This window comes from Pseudobdellovibrionaceae bacterium (assembly GCA_020635075.1).
GTDB lineage: Bacteria > Bdellovibrionota > Bdellovibrionia > Bdellovibrionales > UBA1609 > JADZEO01.
This window is the reverse complement of record JACKAM010000002.1, coordinates 874,494-894,426: the sequence shown is the minus strand read 5'-3', so window position 1 is coordinate 894,426 and position 19,933 is coordinate 874,494. Positions and strand designations below refer to the sequence as shown.

At 48.0% G+C, this 19,933-nt stretch carries 18 protein-coding genes; 9 read left to right on the top strand and 9 right to left on the bottom strand.

Annotation, left to right across the window (positions count from 1 at the left end):
• Positions 1–6 precede the first annotated feature (6 nt).
• The 8 genes from gyrB to H6624_13950 all read left to right on the top strand — a co-directional run bounded on the left by gyrB (position 7) and on the right by H6624_13950 (position 9,782).
• Positions 7–2,457, top strand: coding sequence for a DNA topoisomerase (ATP-hydrolyzing) subunit B (gyrB, locus tag H6624_13985; GenBank protein ID MCB9085451.1), 2,451 nt, complete (start codon positions 7–9; stop codon positions 2,455–2,457).
• Between the two features lie 15 nt (positions 2,458–2,472).
• Positions 2,473–4,923: a DNA gyrase subunit A gene (gene gyrA, locus H6624_13980; protein MCB9085450.1), complete on the top strand. Its 2,451-nt coding sequence runs from the start codon at positions 2,473–2,475 to the stop codon at positions 4,921–4,923.
• Positions 4,901–5,740: a tetratricopeptide repeat protein gene (locus H6624_13975; GenBank protein MCB9085449.1), complete on the top strand. Its 840-nt coding sequence runs from the start codon at positions 4,901–4,903 to the stop codon at positions 5,738–5,740. The genes gyrA and H6624_13975 overlap by 23 nt, the downstream gene beginning before the upstream one ends.
• Before the next feature lie 10 nt (positions 5,741–5,750).
• Complete coding sequence (locus tag H6624_13970) at positions 5,751–5,969, top strand: AtpZ/AtpI family protein (GenBank protein MCB9085448.1); 219 nt, start codon at positions 5,751–5,753, stop codon at positions 5,967–5,969.
• Positions 5,966–6,337 (top strand): hypothetical protein, encoded by a 372-nt coding sequence (locus H6624_13965; protein MCB9085447.1) that lies wholly within the window; start codon positions 5,966–5,968, stop codon positions 6,335–6,337. The genes H6624_13970 and H6624_13965 overlap by 4 nt, the downstream gene beginning before the upstream one ends.
• Positions 6,337–7,029, top strand: coding sequence for a F0F1 ATP synthase subunit A (gene atpB, locus H6624_13960; GenBank protein MCB9085446.1), 693 nt, complete (start codon positions 6,337–6,339; stop codon positions 7,027–7,029). Before H6624_13965 ends, atpB begins: the two co-directional genes overlap by 1 nt.
• Positions 7,030–7,048: 19 nt before the next feature.
• Positions 7,049–7,363, top strand: a complete 315-nt coding sequence (locus H6624_13955) for an ATP synthase F0 subunit C (protein MCB9085445.1) — start codon at positions 7,049–7,051, stop codon at positions 7,361–7,363.
• Positions 7,364–7,577: 214 nt separating this feature from the next.
• On the top strand, positions 7,578–9,782 hold the full coding sequence (locus H6624_13950; GenBank protein MCB9085444.1) for a hypothetical protein: 2,205 nt from the start codon (positions 7,578–7,580) through the stop codon (positions 9,780–9,782).
• Positions 9,783–9,795: 13 nt separating this feature from the next.
• Here the strand turns inward: H6624_13950 and H6624_13945 are convergent, their stop codons facing one another.
• The 9 genes from H6624_13945 to H6624_13905 all read right to left on the bottom strand — a co-directional run bounded on the left by H6624_13945 (position 9,796) and on the right by H6624_13905 (position 19,072).
• Positions 9,796–11,394, bottom strand: a complete 1,599-nt coding sequence (locus tag H6624_13945; protein ID MCB9085443.1) for a S8 family serine peptidase — start codon at positions 11,392–11,394, stop codon at positions 9,796–9,798.
• Between the two features lie 77 nt (positions 11,395–11,471).
• Positions 11,472–12,839, bottom strand: a complete 1,368-nt coding sequence (locus H6624_13940) for a phosphomannomutase/phosphoglucomutase (protein MCB9085442.1) — start codon at positions 12,837–12,839, stop codon at positions 11,472–11,474.
• 21 nt (positions 12,840–12,860) lie between these two features.
• Positions 12,861–13,844: a 4-hydroxythreonine-4-phosphate dehydrogenase PdxA gene (locus tag H6624_13935; GenBank protein MCB9085441.1), complete on the bottom strand. Its 984-nt coding sequence runs from the start codon at positions 13,842–13,844 to the stop codon at positions 12,861–12,863.
• Positions 13,845–13,846: 2 nt separating this feature from the next.
• Positions 13,847–14,806 (bottom strand): peptidylprolyl isomerase, encoded by a 960-nt coding sequence (locus H6624_13930; GenBank protein MCB9085440.1) that lies wholly within the window; start codon positions 14,804–14,806, stop codon positions 13,847–13,849.
• Positions 14,806–15,783, bottom strand: coding sequence for a peptidyl-prolyl cis-trans isomerase (locus tag H6624_13925; GenBank protein MCB9085439.1), 978 nt, complete (start codon positions 15,781–15,783; stop codon positions 14,806–14,808). The genes H6624_13930 and H6624_13925 overlap by 1 nt, the downstream gene beginning before the upstream one ends.
• A gap of 11 nt (positions 15,784–15,794) precedes the next feature.
• Positions 15,795–16,613: a peptidylprolyl isomerase gene (locus H6624_13920; GenBank protein ID MCB9085438.1), complete on the bottom strand. Its 819-nt coding sequence runs from the start codon at positions 16,611–16,613 to the stop codon at positions 15,795–15,797.
• Between the two features lie 48 nt (positions 16,614–16,661).
• The gene (locus H6624_13915) at positions 16,662–17,315 is read right to left on the bottom strand and encodes a lysophospholipid acyltransferase family protein (GenBank protein ID MCB9085437.1); all 654 of its coding nucleotides are present in this window, start codon (positions 17,313–17,315) and stop codon (positions 16,662–16,664) included.
• Between the two features lie 6 nt (positions 17,316–17,321).
• The gene (locus H6624_13910; protein ID MCB9085436.1) at positions 17,322–18,287 is read right to left on the bottom strand and encodes an electron transfer flavoprotein subunit alpha/FixB family protein; all 966 of its coding nucleotides are present in this window, start codon (positions 18,285–18,287) and stop codon (positions 17,322–17,324) included.
• 8 nt (positions 18,288–18,295) lie between these two features.
• On the bottom strand, positions 18,296–19,072 hold the full coding sequence (locus H6624_13905; protein ID MCB9085435.1) for an electron transfer flavoprotein subunit beta/FixA family protein: 777 nt from the start codon (positions 19,070–19,072) through the stop codon (positions 18,296–18,298).
• A 182-nt stretch (positions 19,073–19,254) separates the two neighbouring features.
• Between H6624_13905 and H6624_13900 the strand changes: the two genes are divergently transcribed.
• Positions 19,255–19,929, top strand: coding sequence for a succinate dehydrogenase cytochrome b subunit (locus H6624_13900; GenBank protein MCB9085434.1), 675 nt, complete (start codon positions 19,255–19,257; stop codon positions 19,927–19,929).
• Positions 19,930–19,933 lie beyond the last annotated feature (4 nt).

Sequence of the window (19,933 nt, the reverse complement as noted above, 5' to 3'; positions counted from 1 at the left end):
GGGAAGATGGTTGTGTCTGAACAGGGACAGGTAGTAGGCGAAGTGACTGAAAAAAAAGCGTATGATGCCAACTCCATTCAGGTGTTGGAAGGACTGGAAGCTGTTCGTAAGCGACCCGGAATGTATATTGGCGATACCACCTCGCGTGGGTACCATCATCTGGTCTACGAAGTTGTGGATAACTCGGTCGACGAAGCATTAGCAGGGTTTTGTAAGCACATCAAAGTCAGCATCCATGCCGATGATTCAATTACCATCGAGGACGACGGCCGGGGAATTCCTGTCGATAAACACAAGGACGGGAAATCCGCTCTCGAAGTTGTAATGACAGTTCTCCATGCGGGCGGAAAGTTTAATTCGGACAGCTACAAGGTGTCAGGTGGTCTACACGGTGTCGGTGCCTCTGTGGTCAATGCATTGAGCAGTCGATGTGCTGTCGAGGTTAAGCGTGATGGTCATATTTGGCGTCAGGCCTATCAGCAGGGACACCCCTCTGGGGAAATGGAAAAGATTGGTGACACGGACAGATCAGGGACCAAAACAACTTTTAAGCCAGATCGGGAAATTTTTAAGGACGAATCCATCACTTTTGACTTTAGCGTATTAGCCAAGCGGTTTCGCGAACTGGCATTTTTAAATGCGGGCCTTCATATTCACCTATTGGACGAGAGAACAGGTAAGAGTCAGGATTTTCAGTATTCCGATGGTCTGGTGCAATTTGTCCAGTACATGAACGAAACTAAGAAGTCCCTGCATTCCGACGTTGTTCATTTTAAGGGCGACAAAGACGGTGTTGAAGTGGAAATTGCCATGCAGTGGAATGATTCTTATTCAGAATCAATCTACAGCTATTGTAACAACATTAACACCATAGAGGGTGGGACTCATCTCATCGGTTTCAAGGGTGCCCTCACCCGCACAGCTAACGCTTATGCCAGCCAGAAAAACCTCCTTAAGGACCTTAAGACCAGTCTTGAGGGTGAGGACATTCGCGAGGGGCTCACTGCAGTAGTCAGTGTTAAAGTGATGGAACCCCAATTTGAAGGGCAAACCAAAACCAAGCTTGGCAATAACGAAGTCAAGGGTGTCGTTGAGTCCTTGGTTAACGACAAGCTCGCTGATTGGTTTGACCGAAACCCGAGTCCGGCTAAAACCATTGTCTCTAAGTGTGTGGAGTCAGCGCGGGCTCGACTAGCAGCACGCAAGGCCCGGGACCTTGCGCGAAGAAAGACCGCTCTTGATAGCGGAACTTTACCTGGCAAAATGGCCGACTGTCAGGAGCGCGACCCAGCTCTTTGCGAATTGTATCTGGTCGAGGGGGATTCTGCGGGTGGCAGTGCTAAGCAGGCACGCGATAGAAGAACTCAGGCCGTTCTTCCATTGCGTGGTAAAATCCTCAACGTTGAAAAGGCGCGTTTCGATAAGATGCTTTCCAATGAAGAAATCAAAATGATGATTTCGGCATTAGGAACAGGAATTGGTCGTGATCATGTGAATATGAATAAACTTCGTTATCACAAGATTATCATCATGACAGATGCCGATGTTGACGGCTCCCACATTCGCACCCTGCTGTTAACATTCTTTTACCGTCAATTGCCCGACTTGGTTGAAAATGGTCACGTCTACATTGCTCAGCCACCTCTTTATCGGGTGAAAAAGGGCAACTCCGAAACCTATCTGAAAGATGATAAGGCTTTAATGGATCATCTCTTGAAGAGTTCTCTGAGTAACTTGGAGATCAAAAACCTGGCGGTAGGCACGACGGAAGATAAGCTGCGTGGCTTTATTACCAAGATCCATAAGTGGGACAACCTATTACGGGCCCTAGAAAACCGCTTCGATCGTCAGGTGATAATCCATCTTCTGGCCCAAAAGAAAACTCTTGCTGAAATTCTTAGGAGCGAGTCCGATATTAAATCGGTATTTTCTGAGTTTGCAGATGTTACAAAGGCAAACCCGACTTTGGGTATAACGGACTCAAAGGTAGAGACCAAAAAGGACGAAGAATACAATAGCCATAAAGCCATTGTGGAAACAGTAAAGTTTGGTCACAAGTTCTTTTCTACATTGGGTACGGAGTTGGCGGAGTCTTCTGAATGGGCAGAGCTTAAAGAACTTTGGCAGAGTTTAGATTCTGTAGCGAAGCTGCCAATTTCTCTTAAAGGCAATGGCGAAGATCTTGAGTTTCATGATTACGTGTCTTTTTATGATTTCATCATGGAAGAGAGTAAAAAGGGAAGCTACGTCCAACGCTATAAGGGATTGGGCGAAATGAACCCTGAACAGCTATGGGAAACCACTTTGAATCCGGAGAACCGCCATTTGCTAAGAGTGACCATCGATGACGCCATGGCGGCTGATGATACATTTAGCATTCTCATGGGCGATCAAGTGGAGCCAAGAAGAAAATTCATTGAAGATAACGCTCTGTTAGCGCGTGAGCTCGACGTTTAAAAAGGTCCTGGATAGATGGAAAATACTGAAAATCTCAATCTAACCGATGTTGATATTAACAAGGAAATGCGGGAGGCCTACCTCCAGTATTCGATGAGCGTTATTGTGGGACGTGCTCTCCCCGACGTTCGTGATGGATTGAAGCCAGTTCATCGTCGCATTTTGTTTTCAATGCACGAGCTTAAAAACACTCATGATAAACCCTATAAAAAATCAGCTCGTGTTGTGGGTGACGTCATCGGTAAATATCATCCACATGGCGATATGGCGGTTTATGACACCATTGTGCGGATGGCTCAGGATTTTTCCTTACGGGAACCCTTAGTAGATGGACAGGGCAATTTCGGCTCGATCGACGGGGATGCGGCCGCCGCACCTCGATATACCGAAATTCGCATGACCTCGCTTGCCGAGGAGTTACTCGAGGATATTGAGAAGGACACCATCCCTTTTGGTCCTAACTACGATGATTCTTTGCTCGTGCCTTTGGTTTTGCCGGCTAAATTTCCAAACCTGTTAGTCAATGGCAGCTCGGGAATTGCGGTGGGTATGGCCACGAATATTCCACCTCATAATCTGGCTGAGGTGATTGATGGCTGTAAGGCGTTAATCGAAAACCCATCGCTCAAAATTGACGAGCTAATAAAGATTATACCCGGACCGGATTTTCCAACGGCGGGCGTGATTGCTGGAACCCAAGGAGTCCACTCAGCATACAAAAAGGGCCGTGGTGTCATAACCATAAGGGCTGTTGCAGAGATTGAACTGAAAAAAGATCGAGAAGAGATCATTGTTACTGAGATTCCCTACCAGGTGAATAAAGCAAGACTGATAGAGAGTATTGCCAATTTGGTTAAAGACAAAAGGGTCGAGGGTATTTCGGATATTAGAGATGAATCATCCCGTGAGGGAATGAGAATTGTCATTCAACTTAAGCGAAACGAAAATGCCCAGGTCATCTTAAACAGACTTTATAAGTTTACCAACCTCCAGGTTAGTTTTGGAATAATCATGCTGGCCTTGGACGCTCGCAATCAGCCAACGCAGTTTAACATTAAGGCGATGCTTGAGGCCTTTATTGAGCACCGTAAAGATGTGGTGACTCGTCGGTGTATTTTCGAGCTAAAGAAGGCCGAAGCGCGAGCTCATATCTTGGAAGGGTTGAAGAAGGCCCTGGATCAGATCGAAGAAGTCATTAAGACCATTCGCGCATCCAAGGAGGCATCAATAGCCCGCCAGGCCTTAATGGACAAGTTTCAGTTTTCTGAGAAACAGGCCCAGGCGATTTTGGAAATGCGCCTACAGCGCCTAACTGGACTTGAGCGTGACAAGATCGTCAATGAGCTTGAGGAAGTGAATAAGAAAATCGCTTGGCTTAAGAAGGTCTTGGGTGATGTTGCCGAGATCTACAAAATTATCACCGAGGAGCTGGATGACATTAGGACGCGCTTTGGCTCCCCTCGTAGGACTAAAATTGAATCCAGTGGCGAAGAGCTTGAGGATGAGGACTTAATCGCCAATGAGGAAATGGTCGTTTCCATGACTTTCGGTGGCTATATCAAACGCATTCCCATTGATGAGTATCGAGTGCAAAAGCGTGGGGGTAAGGGTTTAAAGGGCGCTGGATCCCGCGAAGAGGACTTTGTGTGGAGAATCTTTACAGCAGACACTCTGACAACATTGTTGACCTTTAGCGATAGAGGAAAAGTCTACTGGCAAAAAGTTCACAAACTTCCTCAAGGATCCAGAATCACCAAGGGAAAGGCTATCAATAACGTAGTCAATCTTTCGAGTGGTGAACGGGTCAGGGCTCTTTTGCCGGTGAAGGAATTTGATGAGAACAGCTTTGTTGTTCTATTGACGGAAAAGGGCATTATCAAAAAGACCCAGCTTTCTTCTTATTCCCGTCCACGACCTTCAGGCATTATCGCCCTGACCACAGATCTTGAGGATAATGTGATTGATGCCAAGATTAGTGGTGGTAGCCATCACGTGTTTATCGTTACAAAGGAAGGCATGTCGATTCGATTTGACGAAGGTGACGTCAGACCCATGGGTCGTTCAGCTCGCGGAGTAAAGGGAATCACCCTGGGCAAAGAGGATTGTGTCATTGGCATGGAAGTCATTGAAAAAGAATGCACCGAAACCATCTTGATCGTCACTGAGGGTGGATACGGCAAACGTACAGCCCTACCTGAGTACCGGGTGCAAAGCCGGGGTGGGGTTGGAGTCATCACCCAGAAAATTACCGATAAAGTGGGCCCGGTTGTGGCTGCCCGGTCCATTAAGGATGAGGATGAGGTCATTATTACGACCAATGAGGGTCAGGCAATCCGTATGAAGGCGACGGACATTTCTGTTTTAGGAAGAAACACTCAGGGTGTTAGACTCATCAACTTGAAGGATGGTGAGTATGTAACTGGCTTGGCTCTCGTGAGTGAAGATGACCGGGAAGACGAAGAATAAAGCCAACCCCATAAGGTGTTGGCCTGTCATTCTGCTCTTATCTGCCCTTATCCTGTCCGGCTGCCGATTTAATTATCAAACTCTGGAATTTCAGAGAGCCGAAGAGGCTGCGGAAAAACAGCAATTCACCAAGGCATTGAAACATTTTGATCGTGCCGTAAAGAGCCGCCCGCGTACGGAGATAGCACTTGAGGCTGCCCGTCGGGGTTCGCGGATAGCACATCTGGAAACGGCAGAATTTATCACCGCGATCAGTTTCTATCGCCATCTTATATTGTATTCATCTGATGAGGTTGAGCGGATAGACGCCCAGAAAAAAATTGCCTCAGTCTATTTTGAGAAGATTTCGGATTATGCTAGCGCCATTCGTGAATACAGCAGACTTTTGTATCTCCCCCATTCCAAAGATGAAGAGAAGTTCTTTCGTTTTAATATCGCCAAATCGTATTTTTATTTGAATAACTTCTATCAGGCATCGTCAGAGATAAAAGATCTTCTAAAACTCGTGAGTGACGACGAAGACAAATTCGAATACTTAGCCTTTAGGGGTAACATCCTGCTGACCACAAAGAAGCTTGAGGAAGCCACCGATATTTTTATCGATTTGATGAAAAACTACCCTGAAGAGTCTCTGCGTGAAAATGTTCCCCTTTCCCTGGCCGTAGCCTACGAGGAAAAGGGCGAGTTTGACAGGGCTGTGGCGGTGTTGGAAAAGGTCAAAAAGACTCATCCATCACCAGAATTCATCGAACTTCGAATCAAAAGGTTGAGGGAGCGCATTGAAAATCTTCCCGGAGCCAAGGGATTGACCAAGTAAGGATTGAAGCATGAAATCCAAGGGTTTAATTTTTACCGGCATGGGCTTTGAGCTCGTCGGCGTGGTCTTGGCTGGACTCTATATTGGCCAAAAAATCGATGAAATCTATGGCTGGGGGGGGCTGGGCGTTGCCGGCATGATCTTTCTGGCCACCGGAGGGTGGATTTACCACTTGATCATACTTCTCAAGCGCTTCATGGATGATCAGCAGCAGAAGGGACCGCAATGAAACTTGCAGTCAGGGTCTTATATTGGCACATCGCCGTCACCCTCATCATTGTAGGCCTTTGCCTGATCCTTGATGCGTCGCAAAAAGTTCCTGGAGTGGTTCTTGGTTCGGCCCTTATGGGGGTGAATTGGGTGCTTTTGATATGGTCCTGGCAGCAGATATTTCTCAAAAAATCAATTGCATTAGGCGTCAGTGTCATTGTAATCAAGTACGCAATTTTAGGGCTGATTCTCTATCACGTCATCACCAGCGGACACTGGGATGTGGCTGGATTTTTAATTGGAATTTCCACCGCGATTATAACAGCAGTCGCGTTTGCTTTAGGTGGTAGAGCTCTTGATAGCGTCAGAAAGAAATCGGGACCTTAATGGTACATTTTAATTGGACACAACTAATTCCTGGCGTCGGTCACCACTACATTCATGTGGCCACCGCTATTCTGGCAACTGCAATTCTCATTGCAATGGCGTTTTTGGGTCGACTAGCCCTTGGCTCCGGGGAAAGGGCCGTGGCTCCGGCTGGCAAGCTTTCGATTAAGGGCTTCTTTGAGGTTGTTCACGAATTCGTTGTTGGTCTGAGCGAACAAGTGATTGGCCATGAAGGAAAAAAGTTTGCCCCCATGTTTGCGGGGATCTTTTTCTTTGTCTTGATCAACAACTTGTTGGGTTTGCTTCCAGGAATGACTCCAGCAACCGATAATTTGAATACGACTATTGCAGTCGGTTTGTTTTCATTCCTTGCTTATAACTTCTATGGGTTTAGAGAGCATGGAATTGGCTACCTAAAACAGTTCCTGGGCCCTGTGCTTTTGATGGCTCCTCTAATGGTCATCATTGAGTTGATTTCTCACATAGTACGTCCTTTTAGTTTAGGACTTCGTCTGTACGGAAATATGGTTGGTGACCACACGGTACTCTCCATTTTCTTGGATTTGGCCGGGTACTTTTTTGTGCCGGTTATCTTCTATTTTTTGGGTATGTTTGTCTGCTTTATGCAGGCGTTTGTTTTTATGATGTTAACGATGATTTATGTGTCCATGGCGATTTCCCATGACCACTAACTACAAGGGAGTAAGGTAAATGAAAAAGGCAATCCTTCTTGCGACTCTGTTCAGCGCTCTGCCGGCGTTTGCTCAGGAAATGGTTTCTTCGGCTTCAGCTGTTGGAAACTCTGCCTACTTCGCAATTGGTGCGAGCTTGGCGATCGGTATGGCTGCTTTGGGCGGAGCTTTGGCTCAAGGTAAAATTGGTTCCTCAGCTATGGACGGAATCGCTCGCAATCCTCAGGCTCAAGGTAATATGTTTGTATCCATGATTATCGGTCTGGTTCTGATTGAGTCTCTGGTGATCTACTCACTTGTAATCGCATTCATGCTCGTTGGAAAGATTGGTTGATTCCAATTTCTGGGCAGCGACCTGACAAAGGTCGAGTGAAAAAAAAGAGCTCCTTCTGGAGCTCTTTTTTTTTGCCAAGGATACGGACTAAAGGACGATCTAGAATATTCCATCCTTCCGTATTTTGATTCAGAGAGGTCCAGGTTGTTGGATTTTCTACTCGCATTTACCGACAAGATAGAGACGGAAATGTCTGATATTACTGAGAGGTCAAATGTCGGACGAGAGTAAAAAAGAAGACGACCAACAACCTGATGTCCCGTCTGAGGAGTCCGCTGAGGAGTTTCATGATCCTCAACTGGCTGTCTTAGATGAATATGGCATTGCTGATATAGCAGAGCTCGACAAACTTGAGCTTTCGGTATTGATCGTTGTTAAAAACAAGCCGCCGTTTGAATCGGCGGCTACCTTTCTGACACGGAGAAACTGGCCGACAACAGTCGTGTCTTCTCTGCCGGAAGCCATTCAAGCATTGGTGGCTCATCAGCCAAATTTTGTTCTGATTTCTGCGAATCATCCGAACCCGAAAATTGCCAAGCTACCATTGATTGTTGCCCAGGCCTTCAATACCAAGTGTATTGGCTTCGCTGAAAAGAACGACGGACACTCGGTTGGACAACTGAATGCCATGAGGGTTTCCCATCGGTTCTTCGGTCAACTGAGTGGACCAAGTATTCATCGTCAGATCAAAAAAATAATCAAAGACGAATACGATGCGGCCAAGCCGCAGAGACAGTCAGACCCCACCTTGGCTGGTCACAGCGAAGAAGGAACAATCCATGTTGCCGGCGGTAGCCACGATTCCCACCAGCAAAACCTTGGCGAGGGCCGACGAGCAAAAAGGGGCCCGGCCGTTATTCGTGGTGAGAAACCCAATGCCGCAAGCCTTATGAAAATGCTCGCGGAATCAGGTGATGACAGTGATGAGGGAGAAGAGTCTGACAGCGATTCCCTCATCTACCAGGAAAGTCAAGGAGGCACCCTATCTGGGCGAAAGGCCCAGATTCATTTTCAAAAGGGGACTCGCGGACCTGGCTCTCAGGATCCAAGAGGAGCAAAGGCAGATGAACACCGCGAGCAAGAATCCTCTGGATCACAAAGTCCCTACGGCACTTCTCCAGGTACGGGATCCAGTGAGGCCTCTGGTCGAACTACGACTCAGCCAGGTAGCAAAGCTGGACGCTCTTTTGAAGTTTCCCAGCCGAAGGCGATCAAGCCGGTCAAAGAGGAGGAGGCCGAGCAAGAGGGCAAAACACCCAGGGCCGGAGACTTTCTTGATAAGAGCGAGGATGGCCAAGGCATAGGAGGACAGGCTGAAGAACAGGGACCCGGTGCCGGAAAACTTCACCAAGCCACTGAGGGCGAAACTGGATTAGGAGCTGAACACAGCGCTCAGCAAGATGGACTTCAGGGTGAAAGCCATCGAGCTGATCAAAATGTAGAAGGGTCTGGCAGTGAGCTAAATTCCCGTCAAAATGGCCAACTAACAGCGGAATCGCATCAGGCCAGGCAGAACTCTGCGGCGGGCAGTGGAGGACATGCTAACCAAAAGTCCTCAGAGACATCTGGAGATGTTCATGGTCCAGGCCGCGGAACCACAGGGGATCAAGATTATCAAGGTGCATCCAGCAAAGATGGTAAAGACCATATGGTGGGAGCGGACACTGACGGCTCGGCCTCACTGGAGGCTCAGATTAAGGAACTCGATGCCACAGTTGCCCCTCAAACTGAAGACATGATTGGATTGGCCAAGGCGGTAAAAAAGGCTCTTGATGAAGTTTGTCGAGAAAACAATCAGCATACCAAATATCTGGTGCGTGCCCCGGTGTTAGGAATTATTCCCTATCGTTCCTCTAAGCAACATGGGTTTGTGACTGTTGCATGGGCAGATCATCATCATAAAGGCACGCAAGGATTTCTCGAAGCTCTCCGCTATTCATTGATGAACTTCCTTCCCATGGAGGGCGTGCAGGCGTCTTTGGATCAGGAGTTTGTCATGGAAGTTGGGGACATTCACTTCCTCAAACTGGCCGAGGGGGACTCCCAATTTTTAATTGTCAGAGAGCACGAAGGAATTGAAGTCGGAGTAGCTTTTTTCGAGGGCGAAAAGAATAAAACCCGGGTAAAAAAGGCCGTGGACAAAATGGTCAACATTAAGGTTGATGATCTTTCCACGGAAGACCCGGTGACGTTCAAGGCTTATTTAAAGATGGAACTCAATCAAAAGTATGTTCTTTATTTGACGGAGGGGCGAAAAATTCTTTCCTCGCAAAAAGACAGACTCAAAAAGAGTAAAGTCCCAGGATTGCATATCAACGAGGAAGACTTCGAAAAGTTCATTCGCTACCTTGCAGAAGTCGAAGTCCGCAACCTCGTGCGAAAATTCAATAAACAACAATCCGAACCGCAGTCTGCGTAAGGTACCTTACGCCTTACTTCTTGCGACGAAGGATCATGAGGATGATCAGGGGCAGGAAAAAAGCAGCCATAGGGGCCTCGGCCTTGTTGGTATTGGATCTGGCCCGCATTTCGTTGCTGCAGCCACCAAATCCTGAGGTAATGGCGTTTGAAACGTCGGCGGAGCGAGAGGCAGGATTTCCCCCACCCTGTTGTGAACACTGCTGCCCGGGAGGACAGTCAGGGACAGGATCGGGTTGAGGAAGACTGGCAAGGGCCGCTTCGGCGGCTTTGCGAGCATTAATGCGGCCATAGGTGTATTTAAGGTTCGAGCTTCTTGGCACGGTCACTGAAAATTCATCAGCAGACTTAACAATAATGTCCTCAACATCGCTGTTTGTTAGATCTGGATTGATTGACAGGACCAGGGCTGCCAGACCCGCCACGTAAGGGGCAGCCATGCTTGTACCCCGTAGCCCAACATAGCGGCCACCGGGAACAGTCGAAAGAATCTTTTCATCTCGTCCACCAAACTGGGGAGCGTCTCCCCCCGGGGCCATCACATCGATACCCGTCCCATAGTTTGAAAAGGAGGACAGTTCATTTCGCGAATTTGAGGAGGCGACGGTAATGACCTTGGAGATACCAGCTGGTGAGAACTCCCGGGCGTTGGCGGCACTATTTCCTGCAGCAACCACAACGACCATTCCCATATCAAGAGCATAGGAGAAGGCGTCACGTTCAGCCGAGGAGGGACTTTGGTTAGCACCCCATGAACAGTTGATCACATGGGCTCCGTTGTCCGCAGCGTAATAGACCGTTTTCAACAGGTCATCGGTCTTGGCCAACTCAGAGGAGTCAGAAAACCCCTTAACCGCCATAATTCTAACATTCCAATTAATCCCAGCGACCCCCAGCCCGTTGTTGCCAACGGCACCAATAATACCTGCCACATGGGTTCCGTGTTCGCCGCCAGTGCTGGTGGCGGGCTTGGGATCTCCGTCTTCATCAGCGAAATCGCACCCGTAAATATCGTCAACACATCCGTTGTTGTCATCATCGACACCAGAAGCCCCCTGTGCCTCAGCCTGATTCACCCACATCTGGTCCTTAAGGTCCGGATGGAGGTAGTCCACCCCGGTGTCAGATACAGCAACGATAATGTCCTTTGAACCCGTGGAAATATCCCAGGCCTTTTCGGACTCCATCACCTGATGAGCCCATTGTTCTGAATATTCAGAATCATTGGTCGTCAAAAACGGACGAATATAACAATTGGGTTCAACAGACAAAGCTCCCGGGAGATCGGAGATTTCCTTACTTCCCTTCTGAACATTCTTCAGGTGGTAAAGTGCGGGACGGACAGCTGGTGCTGTGAGCTTGCTTGATAGGGACATGGCCCGCTTTGACGCCTTGCCCGAATGGAGAACCTCGAAGGGGATTCCCTTACTCGCCAAAAGGCTGGCAGGGTCGGCAACAGCCTTTCCCTGGGCCAACGACGAGGAAGAGGTTTGGAAGCGTACCAGGTACTCTCCGGGCACCTCCATCCCCGGCTCACAAGCCAGAGACCGATGAGAAATCATCAATAGCGTCGCAAGAAACCCGTAAATGAAAACTTTGAATACCCAACCCATACAGTCTTTTCGGTCAGGTATCTGAATTTCATCACAATTTTGTTTTTAGGAAATCGCTTAAAGCCTTGCCAGATCTATCATTTAAGCAAAGGTTGTACGATATCCTCAAACTCCTTCTTTATTTGATTCAGGTGTTCCTGGCTGTCAGCCTCAAATCTCAACACCAAAACAGGTTGAGTGTTAGAAGCTCTGGCAAGAGCCCAGCCAAAAGGATAGCTCACCCTAATGCCGTCGATAAGATTGACGGAAATGCCGGGCTTTTCAGAGGCAAAACTCTCTTTTAATTTGTCTACAATCTGATGTTTCTTTTCCTCAGTTGTATCAATTCGAATCTCTGGAGTATTAAACGCCGGAGGAAAATCTGCCAACAAATCCTCAATGGATTTTCCGGTCTTGCCAAGAATTTCGATGATTCGTAAGCCCGCATAGAGAGCATCGTCAAAGCCATAGTTCCTATCAGCAAAAAAGATATGGCCGCTCAACTCTCCACCAAAGGGAGCTTTTTCAACCTTGATCTTCTCCTTGATCAGGGAATGGCCCGTTTTCCACATAATCGGTTTACCACCATACTTGGCGACATCATGGTAGAGTCGGTCTGAGCACTTGACGTCACCAATGATCTTTTCGCCAGGCTTATCCTTGAGGATATCCCGACTAACAAGAGCCATCAGTTCGTCACCGTAAAACATCCTTCCGTTTCTGCCGACGACTCCAATTCGGTCGGCATCCCCATCAAAACCAATTCCAATCAAAGCATTTTCTTTTTTAACGGCTGCAACCAGGTCGGTAAGATTTTCCTCAACAGTTGGATCGGGGTGGTGATTTGGGAAAGTACCATCTGGCTCTTCAAATAGAATCGTTGGACTAACCCCAACGGCAGAATAGAGTCGGCGCAGAATAGAGCCAGCGGCACCATTTCCGCAGTCAACCACAACAGGAACCTTTGGAAGCTTACCAAATTCCCTTTCGTACCGAGCGACGTACTCCGGAAATATATCATAGGTGGATTCACTACCATCACCGCTAACGTAATCTCCCGAGTTGATGATGGTTTCCAGTTTTTTGATTTCGGCGCCAAAAATGGTCGACTTTCCAACAGAAATCTTAAAACCATTATATTCGGGTGGATTGTGACTACCAGTGACCATAATGGCACCCGCCACATCAGGAACTGAGAACGTACTAAAATATGTTACTGGAGTGGTAACCAATCCAAGTAAGAGAACCTGAGCTCCTGACTCTGCCATTCCGCGAGACAAGGATTTAACAAGTTGTGGACTCGAAAGTCTGGCATCGTGTCCAATACAAATCTTTGGGTTTTTAAGACCCTTTTCCTGGAAGAGATAGGTGATATAGGCGCGGCCCAGATGGTGAGCAAAATCGGCATCAAAATCAGAATCTACGACACCCCGAATATCGTACTCGCGGAAAATGACATTGTTCATTTTCATCGAAATCTCCTTCAATTAGGTCGAAAGTTTGTTATCGCCCTGTTTCGCCAACATGATCGCCCACTTTAGGGCCTCAATCATTGAGCTTGGATTAGCTCGGTTTTTACCAAATATATTTTTTGCCGTACCATGGTCAACACTGGTTCGCACAAAAGGCAGCCCCATGGTGATATGAACGCCAGAGTCTTGGCCATGAATCATCTTAAAAGGTATTAATCCTTGGTCGTGATAAGGACAAACAAAGACGCTGTACTTGCTCCAATTATCCTTAAAAAAGGCGGCATCTGGAACCAAGGGACCCTGGACTGGAATTTTGTGGCGCCGCGCATCCTTGAGTGCGGGAGCAAGGATTTCAATCTCCTCGTCTCCGATTATCCCCTCCTCACCGGCATGGGGATTAAGACCCAGTAAGGCAATGGGTTTGTCCTTTTGCCTTTTTGGTAGGAGTCTTCTCAGGCGATTGGCTGCAAGTATGGCTTCCCCCACCAATTCAGAAGAGAGGGCTGGAGCCACCTCGTTGATCGCTAGGTGACCCGTGCAAAGGAGGACATTGAAGTGTTTGCCGACAAAGGCCATAAAAAGATGGGGCGAGCTCGAAACCTTTTTCAGGATTTCCGTGTGGCCAACGACGTTAAACCCAGAGGCAACTATTTCGGTTTTTGAAAGAGGCGCGGTGGCGATGGCATCAACGTGACCAAAAAGGCTTCCTTTTGCGGCCAGCTCCACCCACTTCGGTGGTCGCAAATTGGAGTTGATATCGATGATTTCCTTGTGGCTGCCTGGGGCGAGCCTAAGGGCCTCCGGCCAGGTCGCAACAGTGATTCGGGAGAACTGGCTATCGATCAATCTCAGGTGTTTTGGCGGACATCGAGGTGTTCGCCAAAAAATGAAGTGAACGCCCTTTTGCGGCTTAAGCTTTTCTAATGCTTTTGCTGAAATTTCAGTGCCAATGCCATCGGCGTCCCCGGTGGTGATAACGATTCTTAAAGGCCGATTCACAATCAATTAATCCTGATGAAGGAATCCCGTCGTCTATCGTCCAGCCAGTTTCTGAATTGCTTTTTGAACGCCTGACCAAAAAGCAATCCTCGTAACTCCTCTTTGCGAGCCTCAAATGCCGGATTGGGGACAAGGGTCTTTTTGAGTAATTTGACGAGATGAAGTCCAACACGGGTTTTAATGATGCCCGTCGTGTCACCAACCGACATTCCCTTTACGGCCTGCTCCATTTCGGGAAGCATTTCGCCAGCCTTAAAGGTTCCCAACACGCCACCTTGAGAAAAGTTGGGGTCTTCGCTGAATTGGCTGGCCAGCTTTTCAAAGGTCATGGATCCAGACTTCAGCTTTGATTCAACTAATTTCGCCCGATTTCGAGCCTCCTTTTCCCCCTGCTTTGGAAGAAAAAGGATATGAGCCAATGTGAACTCGAAAATATTGGCATTCTTGTCGCCCATCTGGGTGACGTAATAAGAGCTGACATCATCATCTGAGATCTTGATTTTTGAGCTCACTTCTTTCTCGATAAGAGACTGTCGCTCAAGACTGGTGCGAATGAAATCCTGATACTCGGAAAACTTGACTCCTTTTTCGGCAAGGGCAGATTTCAATTGAGCCCGAGAAATGCCATTACGGCGGGTAATGTTGCGAATCTCCTGCTCAATCTTTTCGACTGTGACAGAAAGCCCTTTCCGTTTAACTTCGGAATCCAGCAGGCGCTCGTCAATCAAATGGTTGATAAGTGCCTTTTCATCCTTAAGGAGAACCTTCGGGTCGGCAAGGCGAATAACAGCATCATCGACAAGTCCCCCGGAGGAAAGCTTGGAGCGAAATCGCTGCATATCGGTTTGGGTGATAATCTCGTCGTTGACGATGGCAAAAATCTTTTCGATGACCCGAGCGTCACTCGACAACGAAACCAAAGTCGCTAGAGGAAGTAAACAGAGCAAAAAAAGAGTTCTCATTACTCATCCTTTGTTTCAACCGAAATTGAGTTGATCAGGTCCTGGTCCCGAAAAACTCTCGACGTCCGCAATCTTTCCTCAAGCCATGAGGAGTACACCTTTTGCTCGGCTTGTTCCTGTAGCTGACGTTCAATCCGTTGCTTAACATCTTTCAGTGGCGCAACTGCAGCACGCTTTTTACCAAGAACCTCAAAAATATGGTAGCCATAGGGGCTCTTCACCACATCGCTCTTTTGACCGACTTTCATGGAAAAGGCCGCGTCAAAAATATCCAGGGTGCCTTTGCCAATCCACCCCAAGTCCCCTCCATTTTCAGCCTCCGGGGCAATGGAAAACTTGGCAGCCAACTCTTTAAGGGGCCGCCCCTTTTTGACTTCTTGGTAAATACGCTTGGCATTGCTCTCCGAGTCGAGAACGATTTGTCTCAGCTTCACCTGTTCAGGTTCCTGAAACTGATCCTTATGGTCGTTATAGAATTCAGAAACTTCCGCGTCTTTTGGCTTTTCCACCGATTTGCTGAGATCCGCCCGAACCAGCTTCTGCAGCATGGAAAACTTCAGTTTTTCCTTCCACTCGTCAAATGTCAGACTTTGCTCACTCAATGCCCGGCGAAAGGCGAGATCATCGGGATAGTAACTGCGAATGGAATTGACCTCCGCCTCTAGGTCCTCACGGCGAACAAAGATGCCCTTTTCCGTCGCCCAGTCGAGAGTCACGATCTCAATAACAAAATCATTGATCAGCTGTTCACGAATCCGGGAAACCACCCTCTGATCCTTTACGCTGACCGCGTCAAAATCCTTAAGGCGGTGAGCCAGCAGTTCCGCGAAGTCCTTTGCCAGCAGAGACGACTCGTTTACTTTTACGATGGTTCGATCAGAAATGTCGGCCTTGCGGCTAAAACAACCGCTAAGCACCGATAGCAAAATGAAAAACCCTGCGGCAACAAGCGCAGGGCGTCCTGAAATCCAATTCAAATAAAGAAACCTCACTTCAGCTTTTTCAGAGCACTCTTATTCGTGGAAATCTTGTACTTCTTCTTAAGTCCGGCAAAAAAGTCATCGAAAATATCTTTACGTTTACTATCGAAAACAGCCGCCCGAATCTGTCGTTTGTTCGCATTGTCATAGGAGCCCTTTTCAACCAGCTTAAGAATGTGAAATCCATAGCGGGTTTCCACGATTCCCCGAACCTGACCGACCTTCATCTTCAATACGGTATCGTAGATAGGCGGAACAAGAGTTACCTTTGATTGGAACCCAATGTCGCCACCGTTTTCCTTGCTCAAGGTATCGTCGGAATAGAGCTTCACCAGTTCTTGAAAGGGACGTTTACTCTTTTGGACTTCCTTGTATATGTCATTGGCCCGCTTTTCCGCGATAGCCTTTTCTTTTGCAGAGGCTCCGGGCTTGAATTCAATAAGGATATGGCTGAGGCGCACTTCGGGGTTGTCCTTGTAGAACTTTTTCATCTCCCCTTCATTGACCTTAATCTTATTAACTTTATCCCCGATAGACCTCTCCAACAAGGCTTTATACATTTCCTGGTTGATCCGCTCTTGAACAATAGGATCATTTCTCAGGTTACGTTTTTCTGCCTCCTGGACGCCGATTTCATAGCGAATCAGATCTTCCAAAAACAGTTCTGGATCAGGGGGGTTGATGGTTTGTCTTTTCACCTCATCGTATTTGGTCTTGAAGTCCTGAAGAGTGATGGACTTACTGCCAACCTTTGCCACGACTTGGGCCGACACTGGTGAAGCCACAAGGGCCAACAAAATGGATGCGAGAAACCACTTATGAAGCATAGAGTAAACCTCTTCTGAAGACGCTATTCTCCTTAAAAAACGCTAGCATCAGGGGGTAGGGTCCGCAATGAATTTAGAGGCTTGCTGCTTCGCGCTAGCGAGGGCCAAAGTCAATCGTTCCGCTAGCTCAGGTGACCTGGGGTCTGCGCCCTTGCCGACAGGCGGAAGTGGGGAATCAAAAAGGATCACCACCTTTGAAAAGGGTTTTGGCAGATAGGTCTGGTTCCAGGATTTTGTGAAAAGATGCCTCTTAGGGCAAATGACACCTATGGGAAAAATGGGTGCATGGAGAAGCCGGGACAACTCGAAAACGCCGCTTTTTACCTGGTAAATGGGCCCCTTGGGTCCGTCCACAGCCATGGAAATCGGGTGACCCTCCTTACCCAGGCGAACTAGACCCTTTAATGCCTGAACAGCACCCCTGGTTGAGGAGCCTTTGGAGGTTACACCGCCAAGACGCCGAATAACCAGGTCAATGATCTGCCCATCCTTGCTTGTTGAAGTCATAGTCGCCAATTTAAAATGAGCAACCAGATGGAGAATGGCAAGCTCATCGCCATGCCAATGAGCCAAAAGCGCGGGCTCTTTTTGTTGTCGGCGTCGAATCAATTCCGGATCTTCAACAAGTTGAATTCGCCAGGTCCATGAAAGGGCCCGGTAAAACAACCAGGCCATTCGAGATAAAAAGAACTGGCGAATCATAAAGAGCTAGTGCAGTGCCTTGCGGAATTCTTCGGTGAGCTTTGGCACTACATCAAACAAGTCGCCGACGATTCCATAGGTGGCTTTTTGAAAAATGGGAGCTTCCGGGTCCTTGTTTACTGCAACGATCACTTTGCTTCCGGTCATTCCCGCCAGGTGTTGAATGGCACCAGATATACCGACGGCAATATACAGGCTAGGTGCGACAGTCTTTCCTGTCTGACCGACCTGCATACCGTGAGGCACCCACCCAGTATCAACCACTGCCCGAGAGGCACCTACAGTTGCCCCCAAAACTTCAGCCAGGTCTTCGAGTAGCTTGAAGTTCTCCTTTTCCTTCAGGCCACGTCCTCCAGAAACAATAATATTAGCTTCTGTGAGGTCGAGCTTTTCGGACGTGCCCTTAACCACCTCCTTGATCAGCGTCTTAAGATCAATTGGAGCCAATTCTAGGTTAACAATCTCGCCAGATTTTCCCGCATCTGGAGTTCCGACGGGAAGCTGGTTTGGTCTCATTAAAACCATTTTAACCGGGCTATTCTTAAACTCAACGCCAGCCGTACACTTTGCAGCATACATGGGTTTTCGCACGACTACATCCCCTCCGCTAAAGGAAAGCTCTGTGCAGTCGCTCACGATCCCGGAATTGACCCTTGCACTTACGCGAGGGAAAAGATCCCGAGCGAGCATTGAGGAGGAGGCAAGAAGGACATTTGGGTTTGAGGCTTGAAGGGCCTTCTCCATCAGCGAGGTGTAGAGTTCAGAATTATAATGAGTCAAATCACCACTCTCGCAGACAAAAGCCTTGGTGGCGCCGTAGTGAAAAGTCTGGTTGGCAATGTCTTTTGCCCCCGGACCGACAACCAATGAGTGAACCTCAAGCCCTGAGGTAGTCGCCGCCGTCAAAAGCTCCATTGCGCCTTTTTTAAGATTTCCATTTTGGTGTTCACAAAATACTAATACGCTCGACATTTCAGACCTCACAGTACTTTCGCTTCTTCTCTGAGCAGGCGAACCAGCTCAGAGGCTTGTTGACCGGCATCCCCATCAATCATCTTTGTTGGTGGCTTTTCCGGAGGCATTTGAAAATCCTTGAACCCAATTCGCTCGTCACTGCCATCGACCCCCAGGCCGGCGAGATCGAGCTCTTTAAGTGGCTTCTTTTTGGCCTTCATGATGCCAGGAAGACTGGCATAACGAGGAGTGTTTAATCCCTTGTTTGCAGCAATGAGATTTGGTCCGACAAGTTGAATAACCTCACGACTACCGCCCTCGACTTCCCGCTCAACAGTGACCTTTCCATCTTCGCGGGTCAGTTTGGAGATCACTGTGGCATGAGGAATTCCCAAGAACTCGGCCAGAGCCTGGCTGACATAGGCGTTGTTGTCATCGATGGCAAGCTTGCCGGTCAGCACCATATCGGGTTGGCCCTCGCTCTTAATTGCTGCCGCCAACGCTTTGGCTGTCAGGTAACCATCCAGGTTTTCGGGAGCATCCACCACCAGCCCGTCATCGGCACCCATTGCCAAAGCCGTGCGGATTGAATCAACGACTCTCTTTTTGGGTCCAAGGCTGACGACAGTTACAGTGGTATCAGGGACTTCGGCTTTAATCTTAAGAGCCTCTTCAACGGCATACTCATCATAGGGGTTCATCACCCACTTGATGGCAGTTTCATCAATCCCGCTGTTGTCGGCCTTTAAGCGAATTTTGGTTTCCGTATCGGGAACTTGTTTAATGCAAACATAGATTTTCATTTCATCCTCGCTCACTAAGAAAAGTTGAATTTTTATATTTTATAGATAGGCAAAAGGCAATCCGGGCCCAAATGACTCCCCGCTTCTTTTATATTGAGTGCCTTTTGACGGGATGGACAGTTTCTCCTGATGGAGTTAAGTTAGCCTTCATCTAAAATGAACTCCACTCAGGGACACGACTCATGCAGCAGCAGCGTTTTTGTTTTTTTGGGTCCAAAATTGGGAAAAAGTATCTCGTTGCCCTAACCGGCTTGGGTCTCAGTTTTTTTGTGCTCTCACATATGTTGGGGAATATGCTCATCTTGGTGAGCCCTCAGGCCTACAACAACTACGGCCATGCCCTAATTTCCAATCCATTTATCTACTTGGCTGAACTGGGCTTGGTGGGGTTATTTGTCGTTCATATGGCATTGGCCATGAAGCTGACGAGGGAGAATTGGAAGGCCCGCCCTGTTCCCTACGCGGTCACGGCGACTGGGGACAAGTCTACGAGCCTCACCACTCGATCCATGTGGGCTCAGGGAATTCTTCTCCTGGTTTTCACCATTCACCACCTCATAACTTTCAAATACGGGCCCCACTATGAGGTGGACTACGGTGGGACCATTATCCGTGATCTTCATCGCTTGGTCGTGGAAACCTTTCAAGACCCTCTTTACGTCGGCTGGTATCTAATTTGTCTCCTCGCCCTTGGATTTCATTTGAGCCACGGAGTGAGTTCTTCCATCCAGACGTTGGGAATTTACCATCCACGGCACTTCTGCAAGTTTAAGGCTCTTGGCTTCTTGTATGCAGTTCTGGTGGTACTTGGATTTGTTTCTCAACCTCTCTACGTTTTCTTTATTTACAAGGGATAATTAT